The 18,011-nt window shown below is 69.3% G+C and carries 14 protein-coding genes and 1 tRNA gene; 13 read left to right on the top strand and 2 right to left on the bottom strand.

From position 1 onward, the window contains the following. Positions 1-36: 36 nt before the first annotated feature. The 9 genes from ODE13_RS04840 (at position 37) to ODE13_RS04880 (ending at position 9,330) form a co-directional block, all read left to right on the top strand. A complete protein-coding gene (locus tag ODE13_RS04840) occupies positions 37-1,194 on the top strand; it encodes an adenosine deaminase (RefSeq protein ID WP_322478216.1) in 1,158 nt (385 codons plus the stop codon). Positions 1,195-1,295: 101 nt separating this feature from the next. Beyond that, entirely contained in the window at positions 1,296-2,018 is a 723-nt protein-coding gene (locus ODE13_RS04845; RefSeq protein WP_322478217.1) for a MazG nucleotide pyrophosphohydrolase domain-containing protein, read from the top strand. Between the two features lie 22 nt (positions 2,019-2,040). Beyond that, the gene (gene eno / locus ODE13_RS04850) at positions 2,041-3,321 is read left to right on the top strand and encodes a phosphopyruvate hydratase (protein WP_322478218.1); all 1,281 of its coding nucleotides are present in this window, start codon (positions 2,041-2,043) and stop codon (positions 3,319-3,321) included. Positions 3,322-3,655: 334 nt separating this feature from the next. Next, entirely contained in the window at positions 3,656-4,153 is a 498-nt protein-coding gene (locus tag ODE13_RS04855; RefSeq protein WP_322478219.1) for a septum formation initiator family protein, read from the top strand. 66 nt (positions 4,154-4,219) lie between these two features. Next, entirely contained in the window at positions 4,220-4,822 is a 603-nt protein-coding gene (locus tag ODE13_RS04860) for a DUF501 domain-containing protein (protein WP_322478220.1), read from the top strand. Continuing rightward, positions 4,819-5,868, top strand: coding sequence for a Ppx/GppA phosphatase family protein (locus ODE13_RS04865; protein ID WP_322478221.1), 1,050 nt, complete (start codon positions 4,819-4,821; stop codon positions 5,866-5,868). Before ODE13_RS04860 ends, ODE13_RS04865 begins: the two co-directional genes overlap by 4 nt. A 106-nt stretch (positions 5,869-5,974) precedes the next feature. Further along, entirely contained in the window at positions 5,975-7,570 is a 1,596-nt protein-coding gene (locus ODE13_RS04870) for a S8 family peptidase (RefSeq protein WP_322478222.1), read from the top strand. Between the two features lie 180 nt (positions 7,571-7,750). Next, the gene (locus ODE13_RS04875; protein ID WP_322478223.1) at positions 7,751-9,133 is read left to right on the top strand and encodes an NAD(P)/FAD-dependent oxidoreductase; all 1,383 of its coding nucleotides are present in this window, start codon (positions 7,751-7,753) and stop codon (positions 9,131-9,133) included. Positions 9,134-9,253: 120 nt separating this feature from the next. Then, positions 9,254-9,330: transfer RNA gene (locus tag ODE13_RS04880), tRNA-Leu, on the top strand. A gap of 115 nt (positions 9,331-9,445) precedes the next feature. On the opposite strand, the gene ODE13_RS04885 is transcribed toward ODE13_RS04880, so the two are convergent. Beyond that, the gene (locus tag ODE13_RS04885) at positions 9,446-10,477 is read right to left on the bottom strand and encodes a LacI family DNA-binding transcriptional regulator (protein WP_322478224.1); all 1,032 of its coding nucleotides are present in this window, start codon (positions 10,475-10,477) and stop codon (positions 9,446-9,448) included. Positions 10,478-10,697: 220 nt separating this feature from the next. Between ODE13_RS04885 and ODE13_RS04890 the strand changes: the two genes are divergently transcribed. From ODE13_RS04890 to ODE13_RS04905, 4 genes are read left to right on the top strand one after another with little or no spacing between them, the layout of a single operon-like run. Beyond that, the gene (locus tag ODE13_RS04890) at positions 10,698-11,834 is read left to right on the top strand and encodes a Gfo/Idh/MocA family oxidoreductase (protein ID WP_322478225.1); all 1,137 of its coding nucleotides are present in this window, start codon (positions 10,698-10,700) and stop codon (positions 11,832-11,834) included. After that, the gene (locus tag ODE13_RS04895; RefSeq protein WP_322478226.1) at positions 11,831-12,781 is read left to right on the top strand and encodes a PmoA family protein; all 951 of its coding nucleotides are present in this window, start codon (positions 11,831-11,833) and stop codon (positions 12,779-12,781) included. Before ODE13_RS04890 ends, ODE13_RS04895 begins: the two co-directional genes overlap by 4 nt. Beyond that, positions 12,778-13,563, top strand: a complete 786-nt coding sequence (locus tag ODE13_RS04900) for a cupin domain-containing protein (protein ID WP_322478227.1) — start codon at positions 12,778-12,780, stop codon at positions 13,561-13,563. The genes ODE13_RS04895 and ODE13_RS04900 overlap by 4 nt, the downstream gene beginning before the upstream one ends. A 13-nt stretch (positions 13,564-13,576) precedes the next feature. Further along, entirely contained in the window at positions 13,577-14,887 is a 1,311-nt protein-coding gene (locus tag ODE13_RS04905) for an ABC transporter substrate-binding protein (RefSeq protein ID WP_322478228.1), read from the top strand. 65 nt (positions 14,888-14,952) lie between these two features. On the opposite strand, the gene ODE13_RS04910 is transcribed toward ODE13_RS04905, so the two are convergent. After that, complete coding sequence (locus ODE13_RS04910) at positions 14,953-18,009, bottom strand: alpha-mannosidase (RefSeq protein ID WP_322478229.1); 3,057 nt, start codon at positions 18,007-18,009, stop codon at positions 14,953-14,955. Between the last annotated feature and the right edge of the window lie 2 nt (positions 18,010-18,011).

Consider the following 18,011-nt stretch of genomic DNA (forward strand, 5'->3'; position numbering starts at 1 on the left):
CTCCCACGCCCACCCTGCGGCCGATAGGCTGGTGCCATGACTGCGACTTCCTCGCCCGAGACCACCGGTCCCTCCGAAGCCCTCATCGAGCAGCTCCGCTCGCTGCCGAAGGTCAGCCTCCACGACCACCTCGACGGCGGCCTGCGTCCCGCCACGCTGATCGAGCTCGCCGGCCCGGCCGGCGTCGAGCTGCCCACCCAGGATGCCAAGGTGCTGGCCCGTCGTTTCCGAGAGAACGCCGACTCCGGCTCCCTGGAGCGCTACCTGGAGGCCTTCGCCCTGACCACAGGGGTGATGCAGACCGCCGAGAACCTGCGCCGCGTGGCCCGCGAGTACGTGGAGGACCTGGCTGAGGACGGCGTGGTCTACGGCGAGGTCCGCTGGGCCCCCGAGCAGCACCAGCGGCAGGGCCTCAGCCTGGACGAGGCTGTCGAGGCGGTCCAAGCCGGTCTGGACGAAGGCATGGCCGCCCTGGAGGACCGGGACGAATTCGTGGTCGTCGGGCAGATCATCTCCGCGATGCGCCAGTCCGATCGTGCGAAGGAGGCCGTGGAGCTCACCGTGCGCCACCGCGACCGTGGCGTGGTCGGCTTCGACATCGCTGGTCCCGAGCACGGCTTCCCTCCCTCTCGCTTCGCCGCCGCCTTCACCACCCTGGCCGAGGAGATGATCCCCGCCACCGTGCACGCCGGGGAGGCAGACGGCGTCGAGTCCGTCCGCGACGCGCTGGTCTCCGGACGAGCTCGGCGGCTTGGCCACGGGGTGCGCGTGGCCCAGGACATCTCGATCTCCGAGGAGCCGGTGACCTCCGACGAGGACGGTGAGGCCTACGAGGTCGGCCTCGGCGAGGTGGCCCGCTGGGTGCGTGACCGTCAGGTGCATCTCGAGGTCTGCCCGACCTCGAACCTGCAGACCGGTGCCATCGCCCCCTTCGGTCCGGAGGATGCTCCGGCGGCCATCACCGACCACCCCTTCGACATGCTCTACCAGCTGGGCTTCAACGTCGGTGTCAACACGGACAACCGGCTGGTCTCCGGGGTCACCCTCTCCGGGGAGCTCGCCCTATTGGCGGAGGCCTTCGACTACGATCTGGCCGAACTCGCGGACTTCCAGATCAACGCCCTGGAGTCTGCCTTCCTCGGGCACGAGGAGCGTGAGGCGCTCTCCGCGCTGATCCTCGAGGCCTGGCAGTGACCCAGGCCCACCAGCCGCCCCTGAGGTCGCCGGCGGATCCTCTGCGGCGGCTTCAGTGGGTGGTGGCCCAGCTGCGCGTCCACTGTCCGTGGACCCAGCGGTTGACCCACGACTCCCTCGTCGAGTATCTCGTCGAGGAGGCGTATGAGACCGTCGAGGAGATCGAGTCCTCACGGCTCGGGGAGACTCTGCGCAAGGAGCTGGGGGATCTGTTCTTCCAGATCGTGCTGCATGCGCAGCTGGCCTCCGAACGGGCTTCCTTCGACCTCGACGGCGTGGCTGAGGCGATCACTGCCAAGCTGGTGCGCCGCAGCCCGCACGTGTTCGACGACGCCGGGGAGCTCGACGTCGACGCGGAGGCCTCCTTGGAGGAGATCGAGCGTGCCTGGACGCGGATCAAGGCCACGGAGAAGGCTGCCGAAAATGCTGCCGCGAAGGTGGCTGAGGATGCCGCGGACAGAGTGGGCGAGACCGCCGGGGACGCGAACGGAACCTCCCCGCCCAGAGGCGAGGGGGCGGCCGAGCTCTCCGCCGTCGTCGGCTCCCTGCCCGCCCACCTGCCGGCCCTGGCGCGCGCGGCCAAGCTCATCGACCGACTGGACCGCACCCTGCCCCCGGGTGCGGTGGGAGAGCCCGACGCCGGTCCGGGGCACTTCTCCACGGGTCACGATCCACTCGTAGCGGCTGACGAGGACGCCCTGGGTGAACTACTCTTCTCGGTGGTGCACAGAGCGCGTTCTCGGGGTCAAGATCCCGAACGAGCGCTGCGCCGCCACCTCAGCACGCTGGCGCAAGGACGCGTCGGCCCCGGAGTGTCCAGATAACCCAAGAAGGAGCCGACAACTTATGTCACTCATCGCCAGTGTGTACGGTCGCGAGATCCTCGACTCGCGCGGCAACCCGACCGTCGAGGTCGACGTCCTGCTCGACGACGGCAGCTTCGGCCAGGCCGCCGTCCCCTCCGGAGCCTCCACCGGCGCCTTCGAGGCCGTCGAGCGCCGCGACGGCGACAAGGACCGCTACCTGGGCAAGGGTGTCACCGCCGCCGTGTCCGCGGTCAATGACGTCATCGCCCCCGCCCTGGAGGGTCAGGACGCCACCGAGCAGCGCCTGATCGACCAGATCCTTCTGGACCTCGACGGCACGGACAACAAGAACAGCCTCGGTGCGAACTCCATCCTCGGAGTCTCCCTGGCCGTGGCCAAGGCCGCTGCCGACGCCTCCGACCTGCCCCTGTACAAGTACCTCGGCGGCCCCAACGCTCACCTGCTGCCGGTGCCGATGATGAACATCCTCAACGGCGGCTCCCACGCGGACTCCAACGTGGACATCCAGGAGTTCATGATCGCTCCCATCGGTGCGGCCACCTTCTCCGAGGCGCTGCGCTCCGGCGTCGAGGTCTACCACGCGCTGAAGGGCCTGCTGAAGGAGAAAGGCCTGGCCACCGGCCTCGGCGACGAGGGTGGGTTCGCCCCGGACCTGCCGTCGAACCGTGACGCGCTGGACCTGATCACCGAGGCGATCAAGCGTGCCGGCTACACCCCGGGCACAGACATCGCGCTGGCCCTGGACGTGGCGGCCACCGAGTTCTACACGGACGGCGCCTACACCTTCGAAGGTGAGCAGAAGTCGCCCGAGCAGATGAGCGCCTACTACTCGGAGCTCGTCGACGCCTACCCGCTGGTCTCCATCGAGGACCCGCTGGACGAGGACGACTGGGCCGGCTGGAAGACGCTGACGGAGCAGATCGGGGACAAGGTCCAGCTGGTCGGTGACGACCTCTTCGTCACCAACCCGGACCGTCTGGCTAAGGGAATCGAGGCGGACACCGCCAACTCGCTGCTGGTGAAGGTCAACCAGATCGGCTCGCTGACCGAGACCTTCGACGCCATCTCGCTGGCGCAGCGCAGCCGCTACACCACCATGGTCTCCCACCGTTCCGGCGAGACTGAGGACACCACCATCGCCGACATCGCCGTGGCCACCAACGCCGGCCAGATCAAGACCGGCGCCCCGGCCCGCTCCGAGCGTGTGGCCAAGTACAACCAGCTGCTGCGCATCGAGGAGGAGCTGGGCGACGCCGCGGCCTACGCCGGAGCGAGCGCCTTCCCGCGGTTCACCCGCTGAAACTCCTGCCCGCCCGCTGAGGGGCTGAGAGAGGCCACGTCCGCTGCGTCGACACGCGGCAGGACGTGGCCTCTTTCTGTCATCCCCAGAGCCGCTCAGCGTGTCTGCCGCGGTCGAGCCCCGGGCCGCGACTACCCTTGAACTCCGACGGCGCGAGTGGCGCCGCCGCAGGTGAGACGCCGGTGGCAGAGGGAAGGCGGTGACCATGGGCAGGCACGCCAAGCATCCCCGCGAGAATCCTCCAGAGACAGAAAAACCCAGGTCAGAGCGCCGTCGTGCAACCGCGGAGGCTCGTCGGCTCGCCGAGCGCGAGCAGATCTCCGGGGAGATCCGCATGCCGGTCGACATCACCGCCCGCCGGGCTCGCCGCGCAGCCCCGCAGAGGGACCTCGACCGGGACTCCACCGGAAGGCCAGCAGGGAAGACGACCGCCAGCGCCCGCACCATGGTCCCGGAGCGCACGCTCTCCGGCCGGCTGATCGTGATGACTCTGGTGGCGCTGGTCGTGGTGTCCTTCCTGGTCCCCACGGTGCGCACCTACATCCAACAGCGCGGCGAGATCGCGGAGCTGGAGGCCGGCATCGCCGAGCAGCAGGAGCGCCAGGACGAGCTCGAGTCCGAGGTCACCCGCTGGGACGATCCCGAGTATGTCCGCCAGCAGGCACGGGAGCGCGTCAACCTGGTGATGCCGGGGGAGCGGCAGTATCACGTCATCGGTGACCTCGGTGGGGACGACGACGCCCCGGAGAACCAGGAAGACAGCGAAGTTCGCACCGACCTTCCCTGGGCCGACGCCCTCTGGGATTCCCTGGTCCGGTCTGCCGTAGATTAGTCTCGACTGTGGAGGCCCATCGCGGAGGTGGGCCCGCCCACCACCTTCAGGAGACCCCGCAAGACGATGAGCCAGCCCAGCCCGTCCCTGCCGACCCAGGAAGATCTGGACACCCTCAGCCTGCAGCTGGGGAGGCCGGTGCGCGACGTCATCGAGATCCCCGCCCGCTGCCGCTGCGGCAGCCCGCTGGTGGCGGCCACGGCGCCGCGGCTCTCGAACGGGATCCCCTTCCCGACCACCTTCTACCTCACCCACCCGACGCTGACCCAAGCGGTCTCCCGGCTGGAGGCCGCCGGAGTGATGGCGGAGATGACCGAACGGCTCAGTCAGGACGAGGAGCTGGCCGCCCGGCACCGCGCCGCCCATCAGGACTACCTCGCCCAGCGTGAGCGCATCCGGCTCGCCTCCGGGCTGGAGCCGGTGTGGGAGATCGAAGGCATCTCGGCCGGCGGCATGCCGGACCGGGTCAAGTGCCTCCACGTGCTGCTGGGGCACACACTGGCCGTGGGCCGGGGGATCAGCCCGCTCGGCGACGAGACCCTGGACCGCATCTCCGATGACTGGACGCCTGCGGTGTGTACCTGCGCCGAGGCGTGGGACCACGCCGCAGAGATCCCGACCAAAGACCTCAGCCGACATGTGCGGCGACTGAAGGAGGAGCAGCAATGAGAGTGGCCGCCATCGACTGCGGGACCAATTCGATCCGCCTGCTGATCGCCGACGTGGAGGGCGCGGGCGACTCCGTCCCCGACGAGGCGGAACAGCCGTTCGGCACCGACACCGGGGAACGTTCTGCGGTCGCCCAGATGCATCGCTCTCGCCTCACCGACGTCGTCCGGCAGATGACCGTCGTCCGCCTTGGTGAGGGCGTGGACGAGACCGGCGAGTTCTCCGCAGGGGCGTTGGAGCGCACCTTCGCGGCCGTGGACAGCTACGCGGCGCTGATCCGGCGCCACAAGGTCGAGGCCGTGCGCTTCGTGGCCACCTCCGCCACCCGGGACGTGAAGAACCGAGCGGCGTTCGTCGAGGGCGTCAGGGATCGCCTGGGAGTGGAGCCGGAGGTCATCCGTGGCAGCGAGGAGGCCGGTCTGTCCTTCGTGGGGGCTTCCTCCCTGCTGGACTGGGATCCGGACCGCACGGTGCTCGTGGTGGACCTCGGCGGCGGCTCCACGGAGTTCGTGCTGGGGACCTCCCGAGGCATGGAGCACGCCATCTCCACGGACATGGGCTGCGTGCGCTTCACCGAGCGGCACATGCGCACCGACCCGCCGCAGGAGACCGAGACCTCCATGGCAAGCTTCGAGACGCTCTCCTTCCTGGAGGACGTCGGGCAGGTGATGCCGCTGGATGAGACCGACGTCATCATCGGCGTGGCTGGCACCGTGACCACGGTGACGGCCCACGCGCTGAACCTTGAGGACTACGATCCCGACCTCATCCACGGTGCCGAGGTGGGCTTGGACCGGATCCACCAGTCGGTGGACCAGCTGGTGCACTCCACCCGCGACCAGCGTGCCCAGATGCCGTTCATGCACCCGGGGCGGGTGGACGTCATCGGTGCCGGCGCGCTGATCTGGGGCACGATCCTGGACTATGTCAACAAGGTCTCCAAGGGGCGGGTGACTACCGCCCTCACCTCGGAGCATGACATTCTGGACGGCATCGCGCTGTCGATCGCCACCGGCGCGGCGCGGGAGACGGCCCACCAGGACTGAGCCGGACGACGACGTCGGCTCAGCCGACGAGCCGGCTGTCGGCTGCGAGGACCAGGCGAGACGATCGACGAGGACCCCGACGGGGTGCGGAACCGAGGGACACATCATGACTGAGGTTGGGCCGGAGACGAGACATGCAGCCCGGCGGGGTGCGGCACGCGGCGGAGCCCTTGCCGCCGCCGCCCTGCTCCTGGCGCCGGTGCTGGCTGCGCCGAGCCTGGTCGCCGCACCCTCCGCCCACGCCGATGCCTGGCGGGACGCCCAGTTCTGGCTCGAGGACTACGGCGTCACGGAGGCCTGGGAGACTGCGCGGGGCGACGGGGTCACCATCGCGATCCTGGACACCGGTGTCGACGGCGACCACCCGACCCTGGAGGGGGCCGTCGTCGAAGGCACCGACGTCTCCGGTGGCGGTGACGGCTCCGGTGGTCCGGTGGACCAGTTCTCCACCGAGCACGGGACCATGGTGGCCTCGCTGGCCGCTGGTCGCGGGCAGGAGGCCACCGAGGACGATCTCGAGGAGCTTCCCGAGCCTGAGGACTACGAAGACTTCTCCGACGAGGACTGGGAGGAGTTCTGGGACGACCTCATCGAAGAGCTCGAAGAGCAGGAGAACATGGGCCTCACCCAGGGCACCGGGGTGCTCAGCCCCGCGCGGCTCACCTCCGGGGAGGGCCGCGAGGCACTGGATCTGACCGCCTCCGCCGTCCTGCCGGCGTCGAACTCCGACGATGACGATGACGATGACGACGACGATGACGATGACGATGACGACGAGGACGACGAGGAGGAGTCCGCGGGCGTGATCGGGGTGGCCCCGGAAGCTGACATCCTCAGCGCCTCCATGGCTCTGGAGATCCCCAACGCCTACGGCCCCGACCTGGAGGATCAGGTCGTCGAAGCCGTGGACTGGGCGGTGGCCAACGGAGCCGACATCATCAACATGTCCTTCGGGCTGCCCAACCAGCAGGAATGGCCCGAGTCCTGGGACGAGGCCTTCCTCAACGCCGCCGAGAACGACGTGCTCATCGTCGCCGCCGCGGGCAACCGCGTCTCGGGCAGCTGGAGCGTGGGCGCGCCGGCCACCATCCCCGGGGTGCTCACCGTCGCCGGGGTCAACGAGGAGCGGGAGATCAGCGAGGACGCCTCCGCCCAGGGCATCGCCGTGGACATCGCGGCGCCCTCCGAACCGCTCGTCGGTGCCGTGCCTGACGGCCACAACACGCAATGGATGGGCACCTCCGGCGCAGCACCGATCGTCGCCGGAGCGGCCGCGCTGGTCTGGTCCGCACACCCGGAGCTCTCTGCGGCGGAGGTCAAGCATCGCCTGCTGAGCACCGCCGACGGAGTCGGCGACGGGGAGGGCATCGACCCGGAGTTCGGGCAGGGCATGCTCAACGTGGCGGAGGCTGTGGGCAGCGATGACGTCCCTGAATTCGACTCGGCCGCGTACGAGACCCTGGAGGAATGGATCCGCGTCCACCGACGGGGAGAGTCGCAGGAGTCCGAGCACACCGACATCCCCTCTGACTCCGGTGTCTCGCCGGGGCCGGAGGGTGACCCGCGCGATCAGCCTCAGGCCTCCGAGGCGCGGGTCGTGCAGAACTGGGCAGGCCCGGTGGTGGTTGGCGTCGCTGCCCTGCTCGTGATCTCCGTGATCAGCGTGGCCGCGGTGCACCTGACCTCGCGCCGGAGGTCCTGACGTCTCCTCGGCGGGTGGGTTCCGCGTCACACCTGCGCTGGACACCGCGCCTGGCAGTAGTATGAGCCGCAGAAGGACACGCAGCGTGGCGGTGGGCCGTGCCGAGCACTCGGCGTCGGCCCACCGCCTCTGCTGTGTGCAGTTCACGTTCCCCTCGGCACCAGCGCTAGGATGGCATCTATGGCAATCTCGCAGAAGCTCTCAGAGAAACCGCGCATTCTGATCGTCGGCGGTGGCTATGTCGGCCTCACCGTCGCCCAGAAGCTCCAGAAGAAGGTCAAGGCCGAGGGTGGTGTGGTGACCCTTGTCGACCCGCTTCCCTACATGACCTACCAGCCGTTCCTCCCGGAGGTCGTGGGAGGCCACATCGAGGCCCGCCACGCGGTCATCTCCCACCGCAAGCACCTGCGGGACACCGAGGTCATCACCGGCAAGGTCACCGACGTCGACCACTCCGCACGCACCGCGAGCGTCGAGCTGGAGGACGGTGAGAGCTTCGAGATCCCCTATCAGGACGTCATCCTGGCCGCTGGCGCGACGACGCGCACCTTCCCGATCGAAGGCCTCGCGGAGCAGGGCATCGGCCTGAAGACCATCGAGGAGGCGCTGACCCTGCGCAACCAGATCCTCGACCGGATCGAGGCCGCCTCCACCATGACCGACGAGAAGGCCAAGGCCCGCGCCCTGGCCTTCACCGTGGTCGGCGGCGGCTTCGCCGGCATCGAGTGCATCGCGGAGATGGAGGACATCATCCGCGCCGCCGTGGCCGCCAACCCCCGGCTGAGCCAGTCCGACGTGCGCATCGTGCTCGTCGAGGCCATGGGCCGCATCATGCCCGAGGTCTCCGAGGACCAGGCGGTCGGCGTCGTCGAGCACCTGCGCGGCCGCGGCATCGAGGTGCTGCTGAACACCTCCCTGGGCTCCGCGGTGGACGGTGAGCTCCAGCTCATCAACATGGCCGACAAGTCCGAGGCCGACCGCTTCGAGTCCGACACTCTCGTCTGGACCGCCGGTGTGGCTGCCAACGCGGTGGCCCGCCGTTCCAGCTTCCCGATCGACGAGCGCGGCCGCATCACGGCCTCCGCCACCCTGCAGATCGTCGACGAGGAGGGCCGCTCGATCGAGGGCGCCTGGACCGCCGGCGACGTGGCCGCCGTGCCGGATCTGACCGGCGCCGGCCCCGGCGGCTTCTGCGTCCCGAACGCCCAGCACGCCCTGCGCCAGTCCAAGCAGCTGGTGAAGAATCTCCTGGCCGCTCGCTTCGGCGAGGGGAAGATCAGCGAGTACAAGCACGACTCCCTGGGTGCTGTCGCCGGTCTGGGCCTCTTCAAGGGCGTCGGCAACCCGATGGGCGTCAAGCTCAAGGGTGTGCCGGCCTGGATGGCCCACCGTGGCTACCACGGCATGGCGATCCCCACTGTGGAGCGCAAGGTGCGGGTGGCCAGCAACTGGATCAGTGAGTTCATCTTCGGCCGGGACATCACCCCGCTGCGCGACCTGGAGACCCCGCGTCGCCAGTTCGAGGAGGCGGCGACTCCGGCGAAGAAGAAGGCCGACGCCTGATCACCGGCGGAGAGCCGAAGACCGACCTGGTCTGACGCGGAGAGTTCCACAGACGACGACGGCGAGCCGTCGCCTCGACCTAAGATGGTCCTGGCGGCCGCTCGCCGTCGTCATGTGTGCGCCCCCATAGCCCAATCGGCAGAGGCAGCTGACTTAAAATCAGCACAGTCTGGGTTCGAGTCCCAGTGGGGGCACCACCCCTGACTCGTCGAATGGTCGATATGATCGCTTGCGAGGCCGAGATAGGGGGCCTGCGGCGTTCATATCGACCCCTCGATGACACCGGGAGGGTCCGCGGGTCGTGATGGCGAGTCAGGGCCGCGGCGCAGGGCCGGTGGACTCGCGCAGCACCACGCGGTTGGGCTCCGGTGCGCTGCTCGGCGGCTCCTCGCCGCGGACCAGGGCGATGAGCCGACGCATCGCCCCGCGGCCCCGCCCCGCACGGTCCACCGTCACCGTGGACAGCGAGGGGGTCGCGTACCGGCCCACGTCGATGTCGTCCCAGCCGGTCACACTCATATCTCGAGGCACATGCCAGCCGCGCTCGTGAGCGGCGCGGATCGCTCCCATGGCCACGAAGTCGTTGGCCGCGATCACCGCCGTCACGCCGGAGGAGTCCTCGAGCGCGCGGATGGACTCATATCCGATGGCGGCCGACCAGTCGCCTCCCACCACGCCGTGGGACTCGAGTCCTCGCTCGGCGATGGTCTGCTCGTAGACCTCACGGCGGGCCCGAGCCGAGGTCCATTCCTCGGGGCCCTGGATGTGCAGGAAGCGGCGGTGTCCCCAGTCGGCCAGGGTGCGGACGATCTCGCGCAGCGCTCCGGCGTCTGCCAGTCCGCCCAGTCCGCGCAGGTCATCATCGAACTGCTCGATGATCGTCAGTGCCCCTGAGGTGGCGGTCTTCGGCTGGTCGTCCATGTCCGGGAGGCCGGCCAGGGAGAGCACCCCTTCCACGCGCCCGGAGCCCATGAGCTCCCGGGCGCGGCGGCTGCGGGCCTCTGCGGGGCCCTCCACGACGGCGATCTCCATGAAGTAGCCCGCGGCATGGGCGGCCTCGGCCGCCGCGGCGAGCATCGGGGTCGGCATCTGGGTCACGGGGGAGGGGAGCAGGGCGGTGAGCACCCCGGTCTGCCGGGTGCGCATGGACCGGGCGATCATGTTGGGCCGGTAGTCGAGCTCCTTGATCGCAGCCTCCACCCGGGTCACCGTGTCCGGGCGGAACGGTCCCAGCCCGCGCAGGAAGCGCGAGACGGTCTGATGGGACACCCCGGCGCGCCGGGCGACCTCGTGGATCGTCGCCGCGCGTGCCGGCCGCGCCTCGGATGTGGGATGGGACGCCACGTGGTCACCTCTGGTCGGGTCGGGTGGAGCTGATCTCCTCCAGTCTGTCAGCGCCCGCCGTTCCGGGCGACAGGGCGCCCTGGGCGCCGGGAAGAGGTGATCTGAGCAACATCAGGGTGTTGACAGCATATCCATCGGCTCCTTAGGCTCGTGTCTGACGCCGAATAGTGATCGATCACATTGACGCGCAGATCGCCCCTCTACTTCCAGGAGCCCTTCCATGACAGCCTCTTCCGCCCGCATCCGTGCCGCCGTCGTCGGCGCCGGAGGGATCGCCAGCGGGGCGCACCTGCCGACGCTGAAGGCCCACGAGGACCGCGTGGAGGTGGTCGCCATCGCCGATGTCGACGCCGACCGCGTGGCCGCCGTCGCGGACGAGTGGGGGATCCCGGGCCGCCACACCGACGTGGACTCCATGCTCGCGGTCGAGGAGCCCGATCTGCTGATCCTGTGCACCCCTCCGGTGGCTCATAAGGAAGGGCTCATCAAGGGGCTCAAGGCCGGCGCGTGGGTCTGGTGCGAGAAGCCTCCGGTGCTCACGCTCGCCGAGTACGACGAGGTCGCCGCCCATGAGGGCGCGCAGGGGCCCTTCGCCTCCTACGTCTTCCAGCACCGCTTCGGATCCGGCGCCCAGCAGCTCAAGCAGCAGGTCCGCGACAACACCCTCGGGCGCCCCCTCGTGGCGGTCTGCCACACGCTCTGGTACCGCACCCACGGCTACTACGAGGTGCCGTGGCGCGGGAAGTGGGCCACCGAGGGCGGAGGGCCGGCCATGGGCCACGGCATCCACCAGATGGACCTGCTCTTCGAGATCCTCGGCGACTGGACCGAGGTCACCGCCGTCGCCGACGCGCTGGACCGCGACGTCGAGACTGAGGACGTCTCCATGGCCACGGTGCGCTTCACCAACGGCGCGATGGCCTCCATCGTCAACAGCGTCCTCTCCCCGCGCGAGGTCTCCTACCTGCGCTTCGACTTCCAGGACGCCACGGTGGAGGTCGAGCACCTCTACGGCTATGACAACAGCTCCTGGACCTGGACCCCGGCCCCGCACCGTGCCGGGGACGAGGCGGCCACCGGCTGGGTGCCGCAGGAGAACATCCCCTCATCGCACAAGCAGCAGCTCGCCGAGCTGCTCGACGCCATGGCGGCGGGGGTCCGACCACGCGCCTCCGGCGATGACGGCCGTCGGGTGCTGGAGTTCATCGCCGCCCTCTACGAGTCCGCCGAGACAGGCCGGACCGTCGCACGCGACCAGCTCGCCGCGACGGGCACCTACTACACCGGCATGCACGACCCCGCATTCATCTACGGCAGCGCGGAGAACACCGCTGTCAGCAAGGAGACCGTCCAGTGACCACCACGGCAGTCACCACCCGCTTCGACGTCCGCACCGAGCAGGACGCCGTCTCCGTCGACGCCGGCGGCACCGAGATCCTGCGCTATGTGATCCACCCGGACTCACCGCAGGAGGAGGCCCCGAAGCCCTACCTCTACCCGCTGCGCTTCACTGACGGCGGTCCCGCCGCGGTCCGCCGCCCCTGGGATCACCGCTGGCACACCGGCCTGCAGTTCACCTGGTCCCATGTGGCTGACCAGAACTTCTGGGGCGGGCCGACCTTCTCGACCGAATCCGGCTACCAGATGCGGGACAACCTCGGCACGATGAAGCACGCCGGATTCGCCTCAGCGCCGCAGGGTGGCGAGGAGGTCGTGTTCGACGAATCCCTGGAGTGGTTCACCTCCCGCGGAGAACACTGGTTCGACGAGCACCGCGTCCAGCGGATCCACTCCCTGGACGCTGACCGCTTCGGCCCCGGGCAGGGCCTCTGGGCGATCGATCTGACCACAGAGTTGACCAACGTCAGCGGTCGCACCCTGCCGATGGGGAGCCCGACCACGGCCGGCCGGCCCAATGCCGGATACACCGGCTGGTTCTGGCGCGGCCCGCGCTCCTGGACCGGATGCGACGTCGTCAACTCCGCGGGTGCCGAGGGTGAGGAGAACACCATGGGCGCGGTGGCGGACTGGGTCGCCTTCTCCTCCGCACATGACGAGATCGACGGGGGTGGGACCGTGATGGCCTTCGCCGGGGCCTCGGAGTCCCAGGACGCCGAGCTGCCTCCGATCAAGTGGTTCACCCGCACCGGGATCTTCACGGTCACCAGCCAGTCCCCGGCCTTCGACCAGGAGATCCACCTGCCCCATGAGGGTCGGCTGCGGCTGGGCCACCGGTTCGTGTTCATCGCCAAGGTCTGTTCCCGTGCGGAGCTGGACGAGCTGGGCAGGGAGTTCGCCTGGTGAGCGCCGCGCATCAGAGCTCCGCGAAGCCTTCGCGCTCCCTCCCGGACTTCCCCGGCGGGACCTCGGTCAGCGACCTGTGCGTCTATGACTGGGACACCCCGGACGGGTTGCACGGCGGGACGCCGCACCTGCACACGCTCTCCACCGAGGCCTACGTGGTCACGGCCGGGCGCGGTGAGGTCCACACGCTCAGCTCCGCTGGTGCCGCCCGGGATGACCTGGAGAAGGGCTCGCTGCTGTGGTTCACCCCCGGCACGGTGCACCGTCTGGTCAACCATGCGGGCCTGGAGCTCTCCGTGATCATGCAGAACGCCGGGCTCCCGGAGGCCGGTGATGCCGTGATGACCTTCCCGGACGAGATCCTCGCCGACCCCGAGCGGTACCGCCGGGCCGTCGCGCTGCCGTCCGAGGGGGACGAGCAGGCCCGGGCCGAGGCGGCGCGCACGCGCAGAGACCTGGCGATCGAGGGCTACCGAACGCTGCTGGCCGCCGTCGAGCGTGAGGGACCTGCTGCGCTGCAGCGGCTCCATGCCCGCGCCGTCGAGCTGGTCCGGCCGCGCCTCGACGAGTGGCGGAGGATCTGGGCCGCCACGGTAGAGGCCGAGACCGAGCGCACGCGGGTCCAGATGGACGCGCTGGCGGAAGGCGACGGCGCCCACCTCAGCGAAGCCTCCGTGATCCGTGGGACACCCAGACCCGAGCCGCGGCTGTTCGGCATGTGCGGGCGGCTCCAGGTCTGGAGCGCTCCCGAGACCCTAGTGGACCGGCAGAGCCCCCGATGATGAGGAGCACCCCATGAGCAACACACTGACAACTCCGAGGCACGTGCCCCCGAGCGTTCGCCGGAGACGATGGATGAGGGCAGGTGCGGGCCTGGCGATCGCCGGCCTGGCCGCCACCGCCTGCGGGAACGGGGGCGACGACGAGGGCGACGTCACGTTGACCTTCAGCTGGTGGGGCGGGGACGTGCGTCACCAGTACACCCAGGAGATCATCGAGATCTTCGAGGAGGAGCACCCGCACATCACCATCGACCACCGGTACGGTGAATGGGACGGCTACTGGGATCAGCTGGCCACTCAGACCGCGGCCGGTGACACTCCCGACATCATCCAGATGGACCTGGTGTACCTGCGCGAGTACATCGAGAGCGGCATCCTGCTGCCGCTTGAGGACATCGACACCAGCGAGTTCACCGATGAGCTGATGGACACCGGCACCCTCGACGGCGAGCTCTACGCGATGCCGGTGGGTCAGACCGCCCTGACTTTCGCGGTCAACCCGGAGCTGATCGAGGAGGCGGGGCTGGAGATGCCCGATGACTCCACCTGGACCTGGGACGATCTGAAGGACCTCGCCGTGGGAGTCTCGGAGAACACCGACGCCTACGGACAGTCCGGCTCCTTCGACTCCGCCGGTCTGGAGACCTGGCTGCGACAGACCCACGGGGTCAGCATGGTGGACGACGAAGGGCAGCTGGCCTGGGAGCCGGAGGACGCTGTCGGCTACTTCGAGATGCTCGGCGAGTTCGACGAGGCCGGGGCCTTCCCCGATGCGGCCGAGATGGCCGAGCAGCGCGGCATCGCCCGCGAACAGACCCTGCTGGCCACCGGGGAGGGAGCGATGTTCCCAGCCTGGGACGCCATGCTCGTGGCGCTCTCCGGCAACGAGGAGATCGACCTCGAGCCGCTGATGATGCCCAGCCTCACCGGGGACGCCTCCGACGCCTACATGTACTACAAGGCCTCGATGTTCTACTCCGTGGCTTCGGGCAGCGACCACCCAGAGGAGGCCCAGCTGTTCGTGGACTTCCTGGTCAACGATGAGCGTGCCGGTGAGCTGCAGCAGATCGAGCGCGGCATCCCCGGCAACGCCTCGATCCGGGATCAGATCCGCGACGACCTCGACGGTGTCGAGTCTCGGATCGTGGAGTTCTCCGAGAGCCTCGAGGACGTCGTCGCGGACTCGCCGCCTCTGGCGCCGGAAGGCTACGGTGCGGTGCAGGACATCGTCATCCGGTACGAGGACGAGTTCTTCTTCGGCCGCGTCACCGCCGAGGAGGCCGCCGAGCGCATGCACGGCGAGATCGAGGACGCGATCAGCTGACCACCTCGCAGTGACGGGAGCCCCTCCACCCTGACGGTGGAGGGGCTCCCGTCGTCTGGCGGGCATCAGGCCTGCGGAATGCGCACCGTGGTCACCTCGAACGGTCTGATCGGCCAGCTCAGTCGCCCGGCCTGGGAGTCCACGGTCAGCTCTGGGACGTCATCGGTCTCCTCCTCGAGAAGAGAGACGGCGCGCGCTGCTTCGGCGTCCAGGGCCGGGTCCAGGGTCAGCTCGGCATGGCTGCGCCGGCCGGCGGACTCGTAGACGCGCACCACGACGTCCCCAGAGCGGTCCGCCGCCAGCTTCACCACGGACCGCAGCACGGCGGGCCCCTCCACCTGGGCCAGGGGGCGGCCCAGACGTGCTGCGGTCTGTGCATCGCCGGCGATCTCCACCGGTGGGATGTTCAGTGCGGACGCCTCGACGGTCGCGGACGTCACATCGGCGCCGACGACCAGCCCGAGGCAGTGGTGCTGAAGGCCCTGGTCCGTCTCCGGGTCGGGGAATCGGGGCGCGCGCAGCAGCGAGAGCCCCACTGTGGTGGTGACCTCACCGTCGGCATCGCGGGTGACGTCGAATCCGTAGATGGAGTCGTTGACCAGTGCGACGCCGAAGTCCTCCTCCTCGACCAGCACGAACCGGTGCATGGAGGTCTCGAACTTCGCCGCCTCCCAGCTGGTGTTGGTGTGGGTCGGACGCCGCTGGACGCCAAACTGCGTCTCGGCGATCGTCTCGGTGGCCCAGACTTGGAGGGGGAACACCGCTTTGAGGAACTTCTCCGCCTCGTGCCAGTCGGTCTCCTGCTCGATGCGCAGCATCCGACTCTCCGGCTCCAGGGTGAGCCGCTGGGTGACGGTCGAGCTGCCGAAGGAACGGGTGACCGTGACCACCGCAGCACCGGCGGCGTCGACCTCAGCGGTCAGCTCGTCGACGCCGTCGATGACCTCCACGGTGTTGCGATAGAAACGGTCCACGTCCCAGGCGTCCCACATGTTGGGGAAGTCCTGGTGCAGACGAAGCACGTTGGCGCGCTCACCGGCCACGATCGCCTCCCGCCCGGTGGCCAGCTCCACGGCGGAGACCACGTGCCCGGCGTCGTCGAGGCGGATCCTCACCAGGGAGTTCTCCAGCAGCAGGTCCTCACCGTCGCGGCGAAGCTCTACGGCCGGCGCAGAGGAGGATCCCGGGGCCGTCAGGGTGTCGGCCGGCAGCTCGATGCCGTGCAGCCGGGCCGGCGCCGGGGCGGCGTTGGCCACCAGGTGATCCGTGCCGCTGCCGGCGAGCATATCCAGGGCGCCGTCGATGATCTTGCGGGCCTCGTCCTCCACCCGGGCGTAGGTCTCCACGGCTTCGCGGTGCACCCAGGCGATCGAGGTGCCCGGCAGGATGTCGTGGAACTGGTGCAGCAGCACGGTCTCCCACAGCGTCTCCAACGCCTCATACGGGTAGTCGGCGCCGGTCCGCACGGCCGCCAGCGTCGACCACAGCTCGGCGGCCACCAGGAGGTGCTCGGTGCGGCGATTGCCGCGTTTGGTGCCGTGCTGGCTGGTCAGCGTGGCCCGGTGGAGCTCGAGGTACAGCTCACCGACCCAGACCGGCGGCTCGGGCAGCTCGGCCCTGGCCCGGGAGAAGAAGTCATCCGGGTGCTCCCAGCGGACCTTCGGACTGCCCTCCAGGTCGGCCACCCTGCGCGCGGCCGCGACCATCTCCCGGGTGGTGCCGCCTCCGCCGTCGCCCCATCCGGTCGGCGCCACCGAGCTCGTGGAGGTGCGGTGCTCCCGGAACTGGCGATCAGCACGCGCCAGCTCCTCCCCGGAGAGCTGGGCGTTGTAGGTGTCCATCGGTGGGAAATGGGTGAAGACCCGGGACCCGTCGATCCCCTCCCAGTCGAAGCTGTGATGCGGGAACCTGTTGACCTGGTTCCAGGAGATCTTCTGTGTGAAGAACCACTCGAACCCGGCCCGGCGCATCAGCTGCGGGAGGGCGGGGGAGTAGCCGAAGGAGTCCGGCAGCCACACACCACGGCAGCGGATCCCGAACTCGGACTCGAAGAACCGCTGTCCGTGAAGAAACTGCCGGACCAGGGACTCCCCGGAGGGCATGGTGGTGTCCGACTCCACCCACATGCCACCCAGCGGCACGAATCGGCCCTCCTGCACGGCCTGCTTCACCCGGGCGAAGACCTCCGGGCGGTGCTCCTTGAGCCAGGCGTACTGCTGGGCCGAGGACATTCCGTAGAGGAAATCATCGGTCGCGTCGATCAGCTCCGTCATCGACGAGCTCGTCCGGGCCACCTTGCGGATGGTCTCGCGCACCGGCCACAGCCAGGCGGAGTCGATGTGGGCATGCCCGATCGCCGAGATCGTGTGCGCGCTCGCCGAGGCGGGAGCCTGCAGCACCTCGACCAGCTCAGCTCGTCCTGCGGAGGCGGTCTCAGGGATACGCTGCAGGTCGACCCGGTCCAGTGCGGCGTCGAGAGCGGTCAGGATCCGTCCCCGACGGGCCCCTTCCGGCAGCTGCTCCACCAGCTCGAGGAGCACCGTGAGGTCACTCGCGAGCTCGAAGACCTCCGGGTGGAAGACTGCGAGGTCCATGTGTCGTGTGGTGTAGAGGGGCTTCGGAGAGCTGGTCTGCACATCGCCCTCCTGAGTGGGCAGGAACGGGTGATAGTCCAGCAGCACGGGGTTCGCGGCGGCCTCCAGGTGGAGCTCCACCGCTTCTCCGCCGACGGCAGTATCGGAGACCCGCACCCACTGATTGCGCGGGTTGAGCGACTTCACCGGCGTGCCGTCAGGCAGGTAGACCAGGGCCTCGCACTGGAATCCGGGCATGTTGACGTCGAAGCCCAGATCGATGAGGGCCTCCACCGGCTGACCGGCCCACTGCTGAGGGATCTCGCCCCGCAGACGGAACCAGGTGGTGGACCAGGCCGGGCCCCAGGGGGTGCCGACCTCATAGGGGTCATGCTCGAGCCCGAGACCCTGGTCGGGCGGCACGGGCTCACCCGGCAGCCGATGCGCCCGGACCTCCATCGGCAGGCGGGGTCCATGGACGGCTGGGCGGATGCGCTCGGTCAGGACGCGGCGGACTCGTCCGAGGGTCAGTGAGACGTCGTCGTGCACAG

Source organism: Nesterenkonia sp. HG001 (assembly GCF_034438835.1).
Lineage (GTDB): Bacteria > Actinomycetota > Actinomycetes > Actinomycetales > Micrococcaceae > Nesterenkonia > Nesterenkonia xinjiangensis.